Source organism: Neisseria sp. P0013.S005 (genome assembly GCF_051958425.1).
Taxonomy (GTDB): Bacteria; Pseudomonadota; Gammaproteobacteria; order Burkholderiales; family Neisseriaceae; genus Neisseria; species Neisseria subflava.
Window position 1 is genome coordinate 16,724 of record NZ_JBQCVL010000003.1, and the last position, 16,205, is coordinate 32,928.

A 16,205-nucleotide genomic window follows, 5' to 3' on the forward strand; every position below is an offset into this window, starting at 1 on the left:
TAGTTTTCATGCGGCGGATTATACTATGGAATGTCAAATGTATTTGATCGAATTGTGAATATTGCTTGAGGCCGTCTGAAAATACGACATCGGGAAAGTGAAAACGGCAGTATCTTTCAGACGGCCTTGGTGTTTGTTAGAATGAACAAACCTACTATTGGGAGATATAAGATGAAAGTCAGCAGTAAAGCTATTGTCAACGGCGAATTTGAAGACAAATACGGCAAGCGCGGCAGCCAGTTCAGCCCGAGCGGTATGCCTTCTTATTCGATTCCTTTTGAGATTGAAGATGCACCTGAAGGAACAAAATCGTTTGCCGTGGTGTTGGAAGACAAAGATGCCATTTCAGCATCCGGCTTCGTATGGACGCATTGGTTGATTTCGGATTTGAAACGCACTTCTGTGGCAGAAAATGAAAGTATTTCTGCAACAGATTTTACGCAGGGCGCGAATACTTGGGCGAGTGCGTTGGGTAAATTTGAAATCGAAGAGGCTTCTTTTTACGGCGGTATGGCGCCACCGAACAACCGACATCGTTATGAACTGATTGTGTACGCGCTGGATACCGTTTTGGATTTGCCGCGCGGTTTCCGCTTTAATGAGCTGCATTTTGCCATGCAGGGCCATGTGTTGGATTCGGCATGCGTGGTCGGTACTTATGATGTGTGACGGTATGCGTCATTATTGAAAAACAGCCTGTCCGGTTTTAATTCGGACAGGCTGTTTTTATGGGAAATCAAATCAGTTAAACCACTTCGGCTTTAGTGATGATGACAGGCTCGCTTGGTACGTCGTCGTGGTAGCCGTGACGTTTGGTAGAAACGCCTTCGATGGCATCAACAACGTCAAAACCGTCAACGACTTTACCGAATACGGCATAGCCCCAGTCTTGGACTACGGTTTTGCCGTACAGCTCTTTAGAACGGAAGTTCAGGAAAGCGTTGTCGGCAGTGTTGATGAAGAATTGCGCGCTGGCAGAGTGAGGATCGGAAGTACGCGCCATGGCGATGGTGTATTTTTCGTTAGGCAAACCGTTGGACGCTTCGTTTTGAATCGGATCGCGGGTCTCTTTTTCGTTCATGTTTTCGTCCATGCCGCCGCCTTGAATCATGAAGCCTTTGATGACGCGGTGGAAGATTACGCCGTCGTAGAAGCCGTCTTTAACGTATTGCTCGAAGTTTTTAGCAGTAACGGGGGCTTTGTCGAAATCGAGTTCGATTTTGATGTCGCCTTTGTTGGTGTGCAGGATAATCATGGGTTTCCTTTCGTTAGAATCCGGTTTGAATTAGTCGTTAAATTGTGTCTGAACGACAAACTTCAAGGCCGTCTGAAAAATATTCTTTCAGACGGCCTTGTTGTTTGGGTCGATGGTTTACATCAGTACAACATAAGCCCACAGAGCAACCAATACCACGCAGAGGATGTTCAGCAATAAGCCGACATTCATCATTTCGCGTTGTTTGATTAAGCCTGTACCGAACACAATCGCGTTAGGCGGTGTGGCAACCGGCAACATGAAGGCACAAGATGCGCCGACACCGATGACGAATACCAAGACTTGTTCAGGCAGACCCATTTGCGCGGCAATGCTTGCGAAAATAGGCACAAGCAGGGCGGCGGAAGCCGTGTTACTGGTGAACTCGGTCAGGAAGATGATGAAGGTGGCAACCACGAAAATCACCAGCAATGCAGGAGAATGGGAGAACGTGGAAGCAACTTGCTGACCCAGAGCTTCAGATGCGCCGGAAGATTGCAGCAACGCGCTCAAGCTGATACCGCCACCGAAGAGCATCAATACACCCCAGTCGGTATTGCGGGCAACTTCTTTCCATTGCGCCACGCCGAATACGACGACGGCAACGGCGGCAATCAGGGCGATAACGGTATCAGGGTTGGAAATACCGAATGCAGCTTTGATTTTGGAGCTGAATACCCAAGCAACGGCGGCGGCCAAGAAAATCAACAGCGCGATAACGCGGTGCAAAGTCCAAGGGATAGATTCGGCTTTGACTTCCACGCGCTCATTCAAATTAGGTTTGAGGATGACGTACATGGAGAACAGCATCAGCGGCAGAATCAAAAGCATCATCGGCAGGCCGAGCTTCATCCAGCCGACGAAGTCCAAGTTCAGCGCTTTGGCGGCAATCATGTTCGGAGGAGAACCGACCACGGTACCCAAGCCGCCGATACTGGCGCAGTAGGCGATACCGAGCAGGACGAAAACGTAGGTTTTGCGTTCTTTTTCTTGGTCGAGGTGGATCATCATGCCCATTGCCAAAGGCAGCATCATCGCGGCAGTCGCAGTGTTACTGATCCACATAGACAGGAAGGCGGTAACGGCAAACAGCATCAACACGGCAACTTTCATATTGCCGCGGGATAGGCGCAACAGGCTGACGGCGATTTTACGGTCGAGACGTTGCATGTGCAGGGCGGTTGCAAGCGCGAAGCCGCCGAAGAAGATGTAAATCGTCGGGTCGGAGAAACCGGCCATTGCTTTTTTGATGTCCATATCCGGGAAGCCGAGTACAACGGCAAGGATAGGGATCATCAGCGCGGTAACGGTAATGTGTACGGCTTCGGTAAACCAAAGTGCCGCAACAAAAAGTAACAGCGCGATACCTTTGTTGGCATCGGGGCTGTAGGGAAGGATGTAATAAATGCCGAAGCAGACAACAGCAGAGATAATGGTCGTCAGCAGTCCTTTGAAGTCGGTAATCGGCTTCTGCGCACTGAGAAGCTCGACGTTTTCAGGATGCTGAGTCTTATCCTTGGCGTTTAAGTCCATGATGTATTCCTCTGAAACATGATTGGTTTTTCTTTTCAGCCGTACGTTCAGACGGCCTAATAGGTAACAGTATATTTGTAATTTAATGTAGTGTAAACAAATTGTAAATTGTTTTTTAAAAATGAAATGAAAACCGGATAAGCAGCAAGAAAACTGCTTATCCGGAGGAATAAAGACCCATCGTGGGTTAACAAGAATCAGGACAAATCGGTAAAACTGCCAAAATTACAGCCGAGTCAGTAATACCATCCTGATTTATATGGATTTAAACGTTTTGCGTCAGATTGTCTTGTTCCTTAAACAACAAGCCGCAAACGGCCAGACCTGCCGCTGCCAGCAAGGCTCCGGCAATGCCGATATTGGAAAGGCCGAACCAGACGGTTACATAGTGTCCCAAAAGCGCACCGCCGCCGATGCCGACATTGTACAAACCTGAATAAATTGAGTTAGCCACATCTGTTGCATCCGAGGCAAATGCCAAGACTTTCGACACCATGCCCAAGCTGACGATGACGATGGCCACGCCCCAAATAAACACCAGCGCGTACACCGCATAAGGGAAAGAGGCAAACGGCAGAAGCAGCAGGGCAGAGAGCAGGATGACCGCCACCGCGCCAAGCATAAACAGGCGTTGCGATTTGGCAAACCATTTGCCAAACAGATAAGAAGCGGCAAAACCTGCCAAACCGTACAGGCTCAAAACGATGGTAACTTGTTCAGCCTTAAATCCGCCAACTTGCAACACAAAAGGCTCAATATAGCTGTATGCCGTGAAATGTGCCGTAATAATCAACACCGTCATGGCATAAAGCAGCATTAGGTTGCGGCGTTTGAACAAACTCGGCAGGCTGCTTAAAGAGCCGGTATTTTGGCTGGGTAAAGCAGGCAGGTTTTTGGCCAACACCAGCATTACGCCGGCAGCGCAGACGCCGATCAGCAGGAAGCTGAGCTGCCAGCCGAAGTATTGCCCGACCACGCGCCCCAGCGGAATGCCCAAAACCATCGCCAAAACCGTACCTGTACTGAGCAAGCCCAAAGCCTGATTGGTTTTGCCGGTGGGCGCAAGCCGTACTGCCAAAGAAGCCGTAATCGACCAAAAGACCGCATGTGTCAGCGCAATCCCGATACGGCTGAGCAAGAGGATGTTGAAGTTCCAAGAAAAAAACGACAGCGCGTGAAACAGCGCAAACAGTGCAAACAGCATCAGCAATAATTTGCGCCGTTCGATGTTTTTCGTCATCAGCATCAGCGGCAGCGATAGGAGCGCAACAATCCACGCATACACCGTAATCATCATGCCCACTTCCGTTGCCGCTTTGCCAAAGCTCTGACCGATGTCGCTCAAAAGCGCAATCGGAATGTATTCGGTGGTATTGAAAATAAACGCCCCCACCGCCAGCGCGCATACGCTAACCCATTGTTTGAATGTTGAAGTCATTATTATGTCCGTTTGATGAAGCAAAGGGCGTTATTGTACGCCTATCTGCATTTTTCAGACGGCCTTTAATGAAGAATTTGCAAGCTGTTTGTGTAAGGAGTAAAGTATTTGGCAACCATATTTGTTTGAATGAAAGGAAATACAAATGCAAACTGTTACCCTCAACATCGACGGCATGACCTGCGGCGGCTGCGTGAAAAGCGTAACCCGTCTTTTGGAAGGCGTAGAAGGCGTGGAAAAAGCAGAAGTCAGCTTGGAAAACAAAAATGCAGTGATTACTTTTGATGAAAGCAAGACAGATACCGACGCGCTGATTGATGCCGTAGAAGACGGCGGCTATGATGTGGCTTTGTAACCGATAAGCGTATTTTGAAAAGGCCGTCTGAAACGCTTCAGACGGCCTCTGTCTCTTGATAACTTACTTTTTGCCATTATTTGGATTACACCGCCACACGGGTAAACAAAAGTTTTCGCGCATATCTGAAGCAAAGCGGCGGCAAGTGGCTGCCGTATTACGACGAGGCCTGTACCAAACCGTTAGCGGCCGACTAAGGCTACCTGAAACTTTTCAGGTAGCCTGTTTCTATTCTGCCCAAGCCGCCTAACGCTCCTCCAGCCCGGCCAAAATCGCACAATCCGGGCAGTCGTCTCCCGCGCAGGCATCGTGCCAACGTTGCAGCTCGGCCACCATGCCCTGCAAGCATTCGATTTTGGCTTCCAGCTCGGCGATGTGCCGCGCGGTGAGCGTTTTCACTTCGCGGCTGGTACGCTGCGGGTTGTGTTGCAGGCTCAAAAGCTGCCCGATCTGCGGCAGCGAAAAGCCCACTTCCCGCGCATGGCGGATAAAGCGCAGCCGGACAAGGTCGGCCTGTCCGTAGCGGCGGTAGCCCGCTTCGCTACGCGCGGCCGGGGCGATTAGGCCGTGCTTTTCGTAGTCGCGGATTTGTTTGGCGGAAAGGCCGCTCTCGGCCGCGGCCTGGCTGATGTTCATCATGATGCTTGACCTTTACTTCGGGTAAAGCTTTATAGTGGCGGCACTTAGCGGGAAAGCAAGAGCAGACCCATCATTTCAGGTTACCTGAAAGCTTTGGCTGCAACGGGCTTTAAAACCTCAGCCTCATTCCAACAGAAAGGAAACCCTATGCAAACCATCACATTAAACATCGAAGGCATGACCTGCGGCGGCTGCGTGAAAAGCGTTACCAGCATCCTCGAAGGCGTAAACGGCGTGGACAAGGCCGAAGTGAGCCTGGAAAACAAGAATGCCGTCGTGGAATTCGACCCCGCCCAAACCAACTCCGCCGCGCTGATAGAAGCGGTGGAAGACGGCGGCTTTGATGCGGCTTTGTAAATCGAATCGCAACAAATCGACTGCAACACCCCAAAGGCTACCTGAAAACCCTGCTCCGCTTTTTTCAGGTAGCCCAACCACATTCAGAAGGAAGAAACCATGCAACAAAAAGTCCGTTTCCAAATCGAAGGCATGACCTGTCAGGCCTGCGCTTCGCGCATTGAAAAAGTGTTGAACAAAAAAGACTTTGTCGAATCGGCGGGGGTGAACTTCGCCAGCGAGGAGGCGCAGGTGGTGTTTGACGACAGCCAAACCTCCGCCGCCGACATCGCCAAAATCATCGAGAAAACCGGTTACGGTGCAAAAGAAAAAACGGAAGACGCGCTGCCGCAACCCGAAGAAACCGCGCATGTAAGCTGGCGGCTGTGGCTGCTGTTCGCCATCAACGTCCCGTTCCTTATCGGCATGGCAGGCATGATGATCGGGCGGCACGATTGGATGATTCCGCCGTTGTGGCAGTTTGCGCTGGCAAGTGTGGTGCAACTTTGGCTGGCGGTGCCGTTTTACAAAAGCGCGTGGGCGAGTATTAAAGGCGGACTGGCGAATATGGACGTGCTCGTTACCATCGGCACGGTCTCGATTTACCTGTATTCCGTTTATATGCTGTTTTATCCCATTTATACGTTTTTTTTCAGCCCGCACGCGGCGCACGGTATGGAGCATGCGTATTATCATGTGTATTTTGAAGCAGGCGTGATGGTGATTGGTTTTGTGTCGCTGGGCAAATTTTTGGAACACCGCACCAAAAAATCCAGCCTCAACAGCTTGGGCCTGCTGCTGAAACTGACGCCAACCCAAGTCAACGTGCAACGTGATGGCGAATGGAAACAACTGCCCATCGACCAAGTGCAAATCGGTGACCTTATCCGCGCCAACCACGGCGAACGCATTGCCGCCGACGGCATCATCGAAAGCGGCAGCGGCTGGGCGGACGAGAGTCATCTTACCGGCGAATCCAATCCCGAAGAGAAAAAAGCAGGCGGCAAAGTGTTGGCCGGCGCGCTGATGACCGAAGGCAGCGTGGTGTACCGCGCTACGCAGCTCGGCAGCCAAACCCTACTCGGCGACATGATGAATGCGCTCTCTGAAGCACAAGGTAGTAAAGCACCGATTGCGCGTGTAGCCGATAAAGCGGCGGCGGTATTCGTGCCAACTGTTGTGGGCATTGCGCTTTTGACTTTTATTGTTACTTGGCTGATTAAAGGCGATTGGACGGTTGCGCTGATGCACGCCGTTGCCGTTTTGGTGATTGCCTGCCCGTGCGCGCTCGGTCTGGCAACCCCTGCCGCGATTATGGTCGGCATGGGCAAAGCGGTGAAACATGGCATTTGGTTCAAAGACGCGGCGGCAATGGAAGAAGCCGCCCACGTCGATGCCGTCGTGTTGGACAAAACCGGCACGCTGACAGAAGGCAGGCCGCAGGTTGCCGCCGTCTATTGCGTTCCCGACAGCGGCTTTGACGAAGACGCTTTGTACCGCATCGCAGCTGCTGTCGAACAAAACGCCGCCCACCCGCTCGCCCGCGCCATCGTCTCCGCCGCCCAAGCGCGCGGTTTGGAGATTCCCGCCGCACAAAACGCGCAAACCGTCGTCGGCGCAGGCATTACCGCCGAAGTCGAAGGCGTTGGCTTAGTGAAAGCGGGCAAACTTGATTTTGCCGAATTAAAGCTACCTGAAAACCTTTCAGACGACGTCTGGCGCATCGCAAGCATCGTCGCCGTTTCCGCCAACGGCAAACCCATCGGCGCATTCGCACTCGCCGACGCGCTGAAAGCCGATACCGCCGAAGCCATAGGCCGTCTGAAAAAACACGGCATCGATGTTTACATCATGAGCGGCGACAACCAAGGTACGGTCGAATACGTCGCCAAACAACTGGGCATCGCACACCCCTTCGGCAACATGAGTCCGCGCGACAAAGCCGCCGAAGTGCAGAAACTCAAAGCCGCCGGCAAAACCGTGGCGATGGTTGGCGACGGCATCAACGACGCACCCGCGCTCGCCGCCGCCAACGTCAGCTTCGCCATGAAAGGCGGTGCGGATGTTGCCGAACACACCGCATCCGCCACGCTGATGCAACATTCGGTCAATCAACTCGCCGATGCTCTGCTGGTGTCGCAAGCCACTTTGAAAAACATCAAGCAAAACCTGTTTTTCGCCTTCTTCTACAATATCTTGGGCATTCCGCTCGCCGCACTCGGCTTTTTAAATCCCGTCATCGCGGGCGCGGCAATGGCGGCAAGCTCGGTTTCCGTGTTGAGCAATGCCTTGCGCCTGAAACGGGTGAATATTGAGTGATAATATAAAGGCCGTCTGAAGACTGTTTTTTTCAGACGGCCTTTAATCCATATTTTCTAATTTTGAGACCCAAGCGGGAGTATGTCGTATGGACATGATGTTGTTTACCAATATTGTATTGATTGTTTTATGTATTTTTACCATGTTGCTGGTGTGGTCGCGCAACTGGAAACGCAAGCAGGCGTATTTTGAGAAAATCAAAAGCAATCCGGAAAACCTCAAATGGGTTGGGCAAAATCTGACCGATCAGGAGTGGAAGGATTTGAAAGCCGTAAGCGACCGTTTTGGGCTGCCTATGTTGCAGGCCAAGCAATTAATTGATTTTTATAAAAACAGTCAGCGTTAATTTATGATTTAACAATAAAACTTGACTGAAGTTAAGGCCGTCTGAAATAGCACTCTTATAATAATATAAGTAATATTTCAGATGGCCTTGCTGTTGGTTCAAATAAAGGGAGGAGAACAAAAATGACCGTTTACTTAATCGGCGATTCCGTTCGGCTTGCTTCGGAGCCTTACACACGCGCCGCTTTGCCTGAGGCGGATATTGTTTCTCCATCGGAAAACTGCCGTTCGTCGCATGATGTGTTAGAGCATATCGGGAAATGGACAGAGGGCGCGACTGTGGGAGACATTATCCACATCAACTGCGGTTTGCATGACATCCGCCACAATCAAGGCTGTAATGAGCCGGTGGCCGATATAGACACCTACCGCAACAACCTGACCCGAATTTTCGATTATCTAAAACAGATAGGTGCAAAAATTATTTGGGCGAGCAGCACGCCCTTTTTGGAAAGCGTACACAATATCGTCAAACCCTCGCGCCGTTATCTGGCCGACTTGAAGGCCTATAACCGTGTGGCTGAGGATTTGGCAAGGCAATATGGTTTTGCCGTCAATGATTTATACAGTCTGATGTTTGGGCAGGATTTGACTGATGTGATGCTGTGTGACGGACTTCATTTCAATGAGTTCGGCAGTAAGATGATAGGCAAGGCAGTAGCCGAAGCAATATTGAAACAGATGGACTAACCCTACTTAACTCGTTTTGTCATGTTTTGGCTTTCAGACGGCCTTTAAAGCTAAAGCAAAGTTCCCAATATCAGGTAATGCAGCACTAATTCTTATCAACATTTAATCTAGGAGTATGGCCATGAGCGGCGAATTAGATAAAATCAGCGGTAAAGTAAAAGAAGTGGTTGGAGATGTATCCGGCAATGCTAAACTTGAAGCTGAGGGCTTGATTCAACAAGGCGTTGGCAAAGTAAAAGAAGTGGTCGGCAACATTGAAGAAAAAGGCAGCGATGTTTTGCAAAAAGGCAAAGAAGAAGCCGAGCATTTGGTTGATGAAGCCAAAGAAAAAGTTGAAAGCTTAATTAATGATATTAAAAGAAAATTTTAATATTTAAAGAATAAAAGGCCGTCTGAAAGATTTTTCAGACGGCCTTTGTTTTATGGTTTTAAAGTTTAGGCAAACTGTTTGCCAAATTCGATAAATTCGTCTTTTTTGGCTTTGGCTTTGCCGGAGTCGATGGCTTCTTGAGCGGCTTTGACACCATCTGCCAGCGAAGCAACCACATTTCCTGCATAGAGCGCGGCAGCGGCATTAAGGACGACGATATCGCGTGCGGCACCGGCTTTGCCGTCCAACACTTCGTTCATTTTTTGCAGGGATTCTTGCGCGTTTTCGACTTTGATTTCGTCTAAATTGCGGCGGACTTCCATGCCGAAATCGGCTGGGCTGATGTCGTATTCGGTGATTTTGCCGTCTTTCAGTTCGGCAACGCGGGTTTTGCCGGTCAGCGTGATTTCATCCAAACCGCCTTCGCCGCACACAACCAAAACATGTTTGGAGCCAAGCTGTTGCAATACGCGGGAAAGAATGCCGCACAAGTCGATGTGGAACACGCCCAAGAGTTGGTTTGCCGCGCCGGCAGGATTGGTCAGCGGGCCCAAGATATTGAAGATGCTGCGGAAGCCGAGCGAACGGCGGACGGGGGCAACATAGCGCATGGCGCTGTGATGGTTGGGTGCGAACATAAAGCCGATGCCGGTTTGCTGAATGCTTTGGGCGACCTGTTCGGGGTTGAGGTTGAGGTTGGTGCCCATTTGTTCCATGACATCGGCAGCGCCGCTGGATGAAGAAACGGAGCGGCCGCCGTGTTTGGCGACTTTCGCGCCTGCCGCAGCCGCGACAAACATGGAAGTCGTGGAAATATTGAAAGTTTTGGCACCGTCGCCGCCTGTGCCGACAATATCGACCAAGTCATCGGCGTTTTCCAGCAGCACTTTAGTGGCAAATTCGCGCATCACGCTGGCTGCGGCGGTAATCTCGGAAACGGTTTCAACTTTAATCCGCAGGCCGGTCAGAATGGCGGCGATTTGCTCGGGCGGAACTTGGCCGCTCATGATTTGGCGCATGAGGTCGGTCATTTCATCGTAGAAAAGCTCGTTGTTGCTGATGAGGCGTTCAATCGCTTGTTGAGGGGTGATCATGATTTTTCCTTTGTTCGTGTCCGATGTGATTCAGGCCGTCTGAAAATGCGGTTTGAACACTGTCAAACACCTTTCAGACGGCCTTTCATTAAGATTTTTGCGGGTGATAGTCTTTGAATTCTTCCAAGAAGTTTTTCAGCATATCGTGGCCGTGTTCGGTCAGCAGGGCTTCGGGGTGGAACTGTACGCCTTCGACAGCATATTCTTTGTGGCGTGCGCCCATGATTTCGCCGTCTTCCGTCCATGCGGTAATTTCGAGGCAGTCGGGCAGGGTGGCGCGGTCGATGGCCAGGCTGTGGTAGCGCGTGCAGTTGACCGGATTGGGCAGGTCTTTAAACATGCCTGTGCCGTGATGGAAAACGGGGGAGACTTTGCCGTGCATCATCGTTTGCGCGCGCACGACATTGCCGCCGAACGCTTCGCCCATGGTTTGATGGCCGAGACACACGCCCATGACGGGCAGCCTGCCGGCAAAGTGCTGCATGGCTGCAACAGAAATGCCTGCTTCCTTAGGGGAACAAGGGCCGGGGCCGATGACCAGATATTGCGGTTTCAGGGCTTCGATTTCTTCGATGGTGATTTCATCGTTGCAACGTACCAAAACTTCCTGCCCCAATTCGGCAAAGTATTGGACGATGTTGTAGGTGAAGCTGTCGTAATTATCAATGAATAAAAGCATTTGCAAACCTTTAATGACATTTTGGCAGACAGAGGGAGGCCTGCCAAAAGTGTAAAAATCGTTTATGTTTGCATAATATCACAATCTTTACCTAAAGGCCGTCTGAAAAGGCGGATAAGACAAAACAGCTAAAAAATGCTATGCTTTACGCTTTGAACCTAATCTGTTTGAAGTGATGAAAAAGTATCTTATCCCGACTGCCGCCATTGTTGTCGCCGCTGCGCTCGGCACGCCTTATTATCTTGGTGTCAAAGCGGAAGAAAGCCTGACCGAGCAACAAAAGCTGTTGCAGGAATCCGGTTTCCTGACCGTTGAGTCCCACCAATACGATCGCGGCTGGTTCAGTTCAACCGAGACCACCGTCATCCGCCTCAAGCCTACCCTGCTTCAAAATACGCAAAAATACCTGCCGGACAATTTGAAAACCGTCCTGCAAGAGCCGATTACGGTCATCAATCATGTGACACACGGCCCGTTTGCCGGCGGCTTCGGTACGCGCGCCCATGTGGAAACCGAGTTCCAATACCATCCGGAAACCAAAAAAGTTTTGGACCGCTTCTTCGGCCAGCAAACGCCGTTGACCATGACCAATACGGTTTACCTTTCCGGCGACGGCAAACTCAGCCTCAATATCCCCGCCTTCGACTATGAAGAGCTTTCCGGTATCAAGCTCAACTGGAAAGGCTTTAGCGGCAATACCGATTACAGCCAAGGCTTTAAAAGCTATCGCCACGATTACCTTGCGCCGTCTTTACAAGTCAAATTGGCCGACAAAGGCGATGTGTCTTTGGAAAACCTGCGCTTCCAATCCGAAACGGAAGACGGCCTGACCAAGCTTTCTTTGGGCAAGAGCAGCATTACGCTGGATAAATTCCTGCTGCAATGGAAAGAAAACATCGATTACAACGTTAAGTTGAACGAACTGGTCAACCTTGTGACCAATCTGCAAATCGGTGCATTCATCAATCCGACCGGCACGATTGCTCCGTCTAAAATCGAAGTCAGCAAACTGCGTTTCGATACACAAACCGGCGAAGTCGATAAATTCATCAACAGCGAAGGCCGCTTCCAATTTGAAAGCCTGACTTATGGCGAAGACAAATACGGCCCTCTGGATATCAACGTCGCTGCCGAGCATTTGGATGCGGCATCACTTTTGGCATTGAAAAACAAAATTGCCGAAGTGTCCGTGAAGAAAATGAGCGAAGAAGAGATTCAGGCTTCCTTGATTCAGACGGCCAAAAACGAGGCTTCAGGCCTGTTTACCAATAATCCGGTTTTAAACGTTAAAACCTTCAAATTCACCATGCCTCATGGCGATGTCGATGTCAGCGGCAAACTTGCGTTTAAAGGTTTGGCAGCCAAAGACCTCAACAATTTGGGCGATATGCTGAAGAAAACCGAAGCCGACTTCAATATGAGCGTACCGCAAAAATTGTTGGAGCAGCTCGCCGTCAACCAAGCAAGCAGCCTGTTTAGCGTCAATGCCGAAGATGAAGCCGCAGGCCGCGCCAGTATTGACGATATCAACGAGACCTTGCGCCTGATGGTAGACAGCACCATCAAAAGCATGGCAAGCGAGAAATATCTGACCTTAGAAGATAATAATGTCAAAACCCATCTGACTCTGCAAAACAGCGAGTTGAAATTAAACGGAAAAGTCCTGCAAAGCGACCCTGAACCCGAGTTTGACGAAGCGGACTTTCCCAATAACTAATCCTTAATCACACAAACAGCGGTTTTAACTTCTCAGAAGTTAAAACCGCAAATCAACCCACAATCAAAAAGGAAACCCATGTTCCGTACCATGCTCGGCGGCAAAATCCACCGTGCCACCGTTACCGAAGCCGACCTCAACTACGTCGGCAGCATTACCGTTGACCAAGACCTGCTGGATGCGGCAGGTATTTGCGTTAACGAAAAAGTCGCCATCGTCAACAATAACAACGGCGAACGTCTTGAAACCTACACCATCCCCGGCGAACGCGGCAGCGGCGTCGTTTGCCTCAATGGTGCGGCCGCGCGTTTGGTTCAAAAAGGCGACATCGTGATTATCATGTCTTACGTCATGTTGTCCGAACCTGAAATTGCAGCGCATGAACCGAAAGTCGTCCTCGTCGATGAGAACAATAAAATCCGCAATGTGATTTCTTATGAGCCGCCGCACACCGTGTTGTAATATTCAAACAAAGGCCGTCTGAAATGTTTCAGACGGCCTCTTTCCCAAATTCAACTTATCTGAAAGGCTTTGCCGTGAATATCCAAATCAACAACATCACCGTCAGCAACGATGCGCCCTTTACCCTTTTCGGCGGCATCAATGTCCTTGAAGACCTCGACTCTACGCTGAAAGCCTGTGAGCAATACGTTAAAGTCACCGATAAACTCGGCATTCCTTATGTGTTCAAAGCCTCTTTCGACAAGGCAAACCGCTCTTCTATTCACTCTTTCCGCGGTGTGGGTTTGGACGAAGGCATGAAGATTTTTCAAGCGGTGAAACGCGAGTTTAACGTTCCCGTGATTACCGACGTTCACGAGCCTTACCAATGCCAGCCGGTTGCTGAAGTCTGCGATGTCATCCAGCTGCCTGCCTTCTTGGCGCGCCAAACCGATTTGGTGGTGGCAATGGCGAAAACCGGCAATGTCATCAACATCAAAAAACCGCAATTCCTCAGCCCGTCTCAAATGAAAAACATTGTGGAGAAATTCCAAGAAGCAGGCAACGAGCAAATCATTTTGTGCGAACGCGGTGCAAACTTCGGCTACGACAACTTGGTAGTGGATATGCTCGGCTTTGGTGTGATGAAAAAAACGTGTAACAACCTGCCCGTTATTTTTGACGTCACCCATTCCCTGCAAACGCGCGAATCTGGTGCCGCCGCATCAGGCGGACGTCGCGCCCAAGTATTGGACTTGGCACTTGCCGGTATGGCAACCCGATTGGCCGGTTTGTTCCTTGAATCTCATGCCAATCCCGACCAAGCCAAATGCGATGGACCAAGCGCATTGCCGCTTGCCCAATTGGAAGACTTCCTGACCCGTGTTAAAGCGATTGATGAAACCGTGAAATCGTTTGCACCTATGGATATTCGTTAAGGGCGAATAGTTGAAAGGCCGTCTGAAAGCATTTTCAGACGGCCTTTTTATCGGCGTTACTGTCCGCGTAAAAACAACGCATCCAATTCTTTTAAAGTCAGTTTGACCCAAGTTGGACGGCCGTGATTGCACTGGTTGCTGCGCGGGGTGTTTTCCATATCGCGCAGGAGGGCGTTCATTTCGGGCAGGGTGAGCTGGCGGCCGGCGCGGACTGAGCCGTGGCAGGACATGGTGGCAAGGATGTGGTTTTCGTGTTCCTCGATGGTTTGGCTGCTGCCGACTTGGGCGAGTTCGCCCAATACGTCTTTGGCCAGCGAAACGACGTCGGCTTTACCGAGCATGGCGGGAACTGCACGGACGGCAAGGGTATTGCCGCCTAGGTCGGACAGTTCCAGGCCAAAGCCTGCCAGCGTTTCGGCATGATCGGCAAGGGCGGCGCATTCTTCGTGGGACGCGACAAAGGTTACGGGAATAAGCAGTCGCTGGCTTTGCAGGTTGCCGTTTTCCTGACGTTGGCGTTTCATTTTCTCGTAGTTGACGCGTTCGGCGGCAGCGTGCATATCGATGAGCAACAGGCTGTCTTCGGCTTGGGCAAGGATGTAGATGCCAAGTAATTGGGCAATGGCAAAGCCGAGCGGCGGCAGTTCGGATTGGGAGGGAAGGCCGTCTGAAAGCGGCGTATCTGTTTTTTGGGTAGGCATTTCAGACGGCATATTGCCGAAACGTGCCTGCTCGAATTGGCTCAATTCAAGGTCGATGTCGTCGGTTTTTTTGTAGAGCTCGGCATAAGTATTCATGGCCGCGCGGCTTTCGCGCAGGGACAGGCTGCGTTGTTGCGGCGCACGAGCGGCTTGGTAAGGCATAGGCGCGGTTTTGCCTGATGAACCAAAGGCATTGCGTGTATCGGGTTTGTTGCCTGTCGGGTAGTTGGATGTGCTATCAAACAGATTTTCGCTGTCGTTTTCAGACGGCATTGGGGTGGAGACAACACCGGTAATGTCATGCAACACTTCGCCTGCGTTGCTGACGCTTTCGGTCAGGTCGGCGCGCGTGTCTGCAAGGGCTTTGTTGAGCGTGTGGAACACGAGTTGGTGTACTTGTTGGCTGTCGCGGAAGCGGATTTCGGTTTTGGTCGGGTGGACGTTGACATCCACGGCTTCGGGCGGCAGGTCGAGGAAGAGGACGAAAGCAGGCGTCAGCGCGTTATGCAATACGTCGCGGTATGCCTGTTTGACAGCATGGAGCATGACTTTGTCGCGGACAAAACGATGGTTGACGAAGCAGTATTGTTTGTCGGTTTTGCCTTTGGCGAAAGTCGGCTTGGCAATCGCGCCATAGAGCCGCAATGCGCCATTACCGCTGTCAATTTCCAATGAGGCCGTCTGAAAATCATCGCCGACAATGGCGGCGATACGTTCGTGCAGGCTTTGGGCAGGGAGTTTGAACACTTGTTTGCCATCGCGTTTGAGTGAGAAGGCAATGTGCGGATGCGCCAGCGCGAGGCGTTCGAGCATGGTGGCGCAGTGGGCGTATTCAGTGTTTTCGGATTTGAGGAACTTGCGTCGCGCCGGTGTATTGAAGAAGAGTTCGGCAGCCTCGATGGTGGTGCCGACGGGGTGGGCGGCTGCCGTAGGGCTGCTGAGTTTGCCGTCTTCGGCTTTGACTTGGGTCGCGTGCGAACAGTCTTCTTGACGGCTGGTCAGTGTCAGGCGGCTGACGGAGGCGATACTGGCCAAACCTTCACCGCGAAAGCCCATGCTTGCGACGTGTTCCAAATCGTTTAAGGTTTTGATTTTGCTGGTAGCGTGGCGGTGTAGTGCAAGCTCGATGTCGTCTGGATGGATACCGCTGCCGTTGTCGCTGACGCGAATCAGGCGGATGCCGCCGCCTGCCAGTTCGACATCAATCGCTGTCGCGCCTGCATCGATACTGTTTTCAACGATTTCTTTTAAGGCGTTGGCAGGGCGTTCGACCACTTCGCCGGCGGCGATTTGGTTGACAAGATGGTCGGGCAGAGCGGCAATTCGGGACATCGGTTTCTTTCAAAAAAGCAACG

Annotated in this window: 17 protein-coding genes; 10 read left to right on the forward strand and 7 right to left on the reverse strand. The window is 51.1% G+C overall.

Features of this window, described 5'->3' with window-relative positions; genetic code table 11:
* Nucleotides 1-171: 171 nt before the first annotated feature.
* Entirely contained in the window at nucleotides 172-669 is a 498-nt protein-coding gene (locus ACTHTA_RS04075) for a YbhB/YbcL family Raf kinase inhibitor-like protein (protein WP_002232090.1), read from the forward strand.
* A gap of 76 nt (nucleotides 670-745) precedes the next feature.
* On the opposite strand, the gene ACTHTA_RS04080 is transcribed toward ACTHTA_RS04075, so the two are convergent.
* The 3 genes from ACTHTA_RS04080 to ACTHTA_RS04090 all read right to left on the reverse strand — a co-directional run bounded on the left by ACTHTA_RS04080 (nucleotide 746) and on the right by ACTHTA_RS04090 (nucleotide 4,226).
* On the reverse strand, nucleotides 746-1,255 hold the full coding sequence (locus tag ACTHTA_RS04080) for a peptidylprolyl isomerase (RefSeq protein WP_004519830.1): 510 nt from the start codon (nucleotides 1,253-1,255) through the stop codon (nucleotides 746-748).
* A 117-nt stretch (nucleotides 1,256-1,372) separates the two neighbouring features.
* Nucleotides 1,373-2,788, reverse strand: coding sequence for an SLC13 family permease (locus tag ACTHTA_RS04085; protein ID WP_440364388.1), 1,416 nt, complete (start codon nucleotides 2,786-2,788; stop codon nucleotides 1,373-1,375).
* A 265-nt stretch (nucleotides 2,789-3,053) separates the two neighbouring features.
* Nucleotides 3,054-4,226, reverse strand: coding sequence for a sugar transporter (locus ACTHTA_RS04090; RefSeq protein WP_440364387.1), 1,173 nt, complete (start codon nucleotides 4,224-4,226; stop codon nucleotides 3,054-3,056).
* 145 nt (nucleotides 4,227-4,371) lie between these two features.
* On the opposite strand from ACTHTA_RS04090, the gene ACTHTA_RS04095 reads away from it, so the two are divergent.
* Nucleotides 4,372-4,581: a heavy-metal-associated domain-containing protein gene (locus ACTHTA_RS04095; RefSeq protein ID WP_004519826.1), complete on the forward strand. Its 210-nt coding sequence runs from the start codon at nucleotides 4,372-4,374 to the stop codon at nucleotides 4,579-4,581.
* A gap of 246 nt (nucleotides 4,582-4,827) precedes the next feature.
* Here the strand turns inward: ACTHTA_RS04095 and cueR are convergent, their stop codons facing one another.
* Complete coding sequence (cueR, locus tag ACTHTA_RS04100; protein WP_049351350.1) at nucleotides 4,828-5,220, reverse strand: Cu(I)-responsive transcriptional regulator; 393 nt, start codon at nucleotides 5,218-5,220, stop codon at nucleotides 4,828-4,830.
* Between the two features lie 147 nt (nucleotides 5,221-5,367).
* Here cueR and ACTHTA_RS04105 point away from each other — a divergent pair, with 147 nt between their 5' ends.
* From ACTHTA_RS04105 to ACTHTA_RS04125, 5 genes are all read left to right on the forward strand, one after another.
* The gene (locus tag ACTHTA_RS04105) at nucleotides 5,368-5,577 is read left to right on the forward strand and encodes a heavy-metal-associated domain-containing protein (protein WP_440375714.1); all 210 of its coding nucleotides are present in this window, start codon (nucleotides 5,368-5,370) and stop codon (nucleotides 5,575-5,577) included.
* 99 nt (nucleotides 5,578-5,676) lie between these two features.
* Nucleotides 5,677-7,875, forward strand: a complete 2,199-nt coding sequence (locus ACTHTA_RS04110) for a heavy metal translocating P-type ATPase (RefSeq protein ID WP_440364624.1) — start codon at nucleotides 5,677-5,679, stop codon at nucleotides 7,873-7,875.
* An 88-nt stretch (nucleotides 7,876-7,963) separates the two neighbouring features.
* Complete coding sequence (locus ACTHTA_RS04115; protein WP_308887235.1) at nucleotides 7,964-8,221, forward strand: hypothetical protein; 258 nt, start codon at nucleotides 7,964-7,966, stop codon at nucleotides 8,219-8,221.
* Between the two features lie 122 nt (nucleotides 8,222-8,343).
* A complete protein-coding gene (locus tag ACTHTA_RS04120) occupies nucleotides 8,344-8,910 on the forward strand; it encodes an SGNH/GDSL hydrolase family protein (RefSeq protein WP_308887236.1) in 567 nt (188 codons plus the stop codon).
* A gap of 121 nt (nucleotides 8,911-9,031) precedes the next feature.
* Nucleotides 9,032-9,280 carry a CsbD family protein gene (locus ACTHTA_RS04125; RefSeq protein WP_308887237.1) on the forward strand — a complete coding sequence of 83 codons (249 nt, stop codon included), beginning with the start codon at nucleotides 9,032-9,034 and terminating at the stop codon, nucleotides 9,278-9,280.
* A 65-nt stretch (nucleotides 9,281-9,345) separates the two neighbouring features.
* On the opposite strand, the gene trpD is transcribed toward ACTHTA_RS04125, so the two are convergent.
* Both trpD and ACTHTA_RS04135 read right to left on the reverse strand, forming a co-directional pair.
* Nucleotides 9,346-10,374 carry an anthranilate phosphoribosyltransferase gene (gene trpD, locus ACTHTA_RS04130; RefSeq protein WP_308887238.1) on the reverse strand — a complete coding sequence of 343 codons (1,029 nt, stop codon included), beginning with the start codon at nucleotides 10,372-10,374 and terminating at the stop codon, nucleotides 9,346-9,348.
* An 88-nt stretch (nucleotides 10,375-10,462) separates the two neighbouring features.
* A complete protein-coding gene (locus ACTHTA_RS04135) occupies nucleotides 10,463-11,053 on the reverse strand; it encodes an aminodeoxychorismate/anthranilate synthase component II (protein WP_308887239.1) in 591 nt (196 codons plus the stop codon).
* A 175-nt stretch (nucleotides 11,054-11,228) separates the two neighbouring features.
* Here ACTHTA_RS04135 and ACTHTA_RS04140 point away from each other — a divergent pair, with 175 nt between their 5' ends.
* The 3 genes from ACTHTA_RS04140 (at nucleotide 11,229) to kdsA (ending at nucleotide 14,149) form a co-directional block, all read left to right on the forward strand.
* Nucleotides 11,229-12,770, forward strand: coding sequence for a YdgA family protein (locus tag ACTHTA_RS04140; protein WP_308887240.1), 1,542 nt, complete (start codon nucleotides 11,229-11,231; stop codon nucleotides 12,768-12,770).
* 78 nt (nucleotides 12,771-12,848) lie between these two features.
* A complete protein-coding gene (gene panD / locus ACTHTA_RS04145) occupies nucleotides 12,849-13,232 on the forward strand; it encodes an aspartate 1-decarboxylase (protein WP_070748848.1) in 384 nt (127 codons plus the stop codon).
* 74 nt (nucleotides 13,233-13,306) lie between these two features.
* Nucleotides 13,307-14,149, forward strand: a complete 843-nt coding sequence (gene kdsA / locus ACTHTA_RS04150; protein WP_036472435.1) for a 3-deoxy-8-phosphooctulonate synthase — start codon at nucleotides 13,307-13,309, stop codon at nucleotides 14,147-14,149.
* Nucleotides 14,150-14,205: 56 nt separating this feature from the next.
* On the opposite strand, the gene mutL is transcribed toward kdsA, so the two are convergent.
* Entirely contained in the window at nucleotides 14,206-16,182 is a 1,977-nt protein-coding gene (gene mutL / locus ACTHTA_RS04155; RefSeq protein ID WP_308887241.1) for a DNA mismatch repair endonuclease MutL, read from the reverse strand.
* Nucleotides 16,183-16,205: the final 23 nt, after the last annotated feature.

Bases quoted from the DNA above. Each gene is read 5' to 3' on its own strand.
- ACTHTA_RS04080 (WP_004519830.1), bottom strand. From the start codon at position 1,255: ATGATTATCCTGCACACCAACAAAGGCGACATCAAAATCGAACTCGAT.
- ACTHTA_RS04125 (WP_308887237.1), top strand. From the start codon at position 9,032: ATGAGCGGCGAATTAGATAAAATCAGCGGTAAAGTAAAAGAAGTGGTT.
- ACTHTA_RS04140 (WP_308887240.1), top strand. From the start codon at position 11,229: ATGAAAAAGTATCTTATCCCGACTGCCGCCATTGTTGTCGCCGCTGCG.
- ACTHTA_RS04075 (WP_002232090.1), top strand. From the start codon at position 172: ATGAAAGTCAGCAGTAAAGCTATTGTCAACGGCGAATTTGAAGACAAA.
- ACTHTA_RS04115 (WP_308887235.1), top strand. From the start codon at position 7,964: ATGGACATGATGTTGTTTACCAATATTGTATTGATTGTTTTATGTATT.
- ACTHTA_RS04090 (WP_440364387.1), bottom strand. From the start codon at position 4,226: ATGACTTCAACATTCAAACAATGGGTTAGCGTATGCGCGCTGGCGGTG.
- mutL (WP_308887241.1), bottom strand. From the start codon at position 16,182: ATGTCCCGAATTGCCGCTCTGCCCGACCATCTTGTCAACCAAATCGCC.
- panD (WP_070748848.1), top strand. From the start codon at position 12,849: ATGTTCCGTACCATGCTCGGCGGCAAAATCCACCGTGCCACCGTTACC.
- ACTHTA_RS04085 (WP_440364388.1), bottom strand. From the start codon at position 2,788: ATGGACTTAAACGCCAAGGATAAGACTCAGCATCCTGAAAACGTCGAG.
- ACTHTA_RS04110 (WP_440364624.1), top strand. From the start codon at position 5,677: ATGCAACAAAAAGTCCGTTTCCAAATCGAAGGCATGACCTGTCAGGCC.
- ACTHTA_RS04135 (WP_308887239.1), bottom strand. From the start codon at position 11,053: ATGCTTTTATTCATTGATAATTACGACAGCTTCACCTACAACATCGTC.
- ACTHTA_RS04120 (WP_308887236.1), top strand. From the start codon at position 8,344: ATGACCGTTTACTTAATCGGCGATTCCGTTCGGCTTGCTTCGGAGCCT.
- ACTHTA_RS04095 (WP_004519826.1), top strand. From the start codon at position 4,372: ATGCAAACTGTTACCCTCAACATCGACGGCATGACCTGCGGCGGCTGC.
- trpD (WP_308887238.1), bottom strand. From the start codon at position 10,374: ATGATCACCCCTCAACAAGCGATTGAACGCCTCATCAGCAACAACGAG.
- cueR (WP_049351350.1), bottom strand. From the start codon at position 5,220: ATGATGAACATCAGCCAGGCCGCGGCCGAGAGCGGCCTTTCCGCCAAA.
- ACTHTA_RS04105 (WP_440375714.1), top strand. From the start codon at position 5,368: ATGCAAACCATCACATTAAACATCGAAGGCATGACCTGCGGCGGCTGC.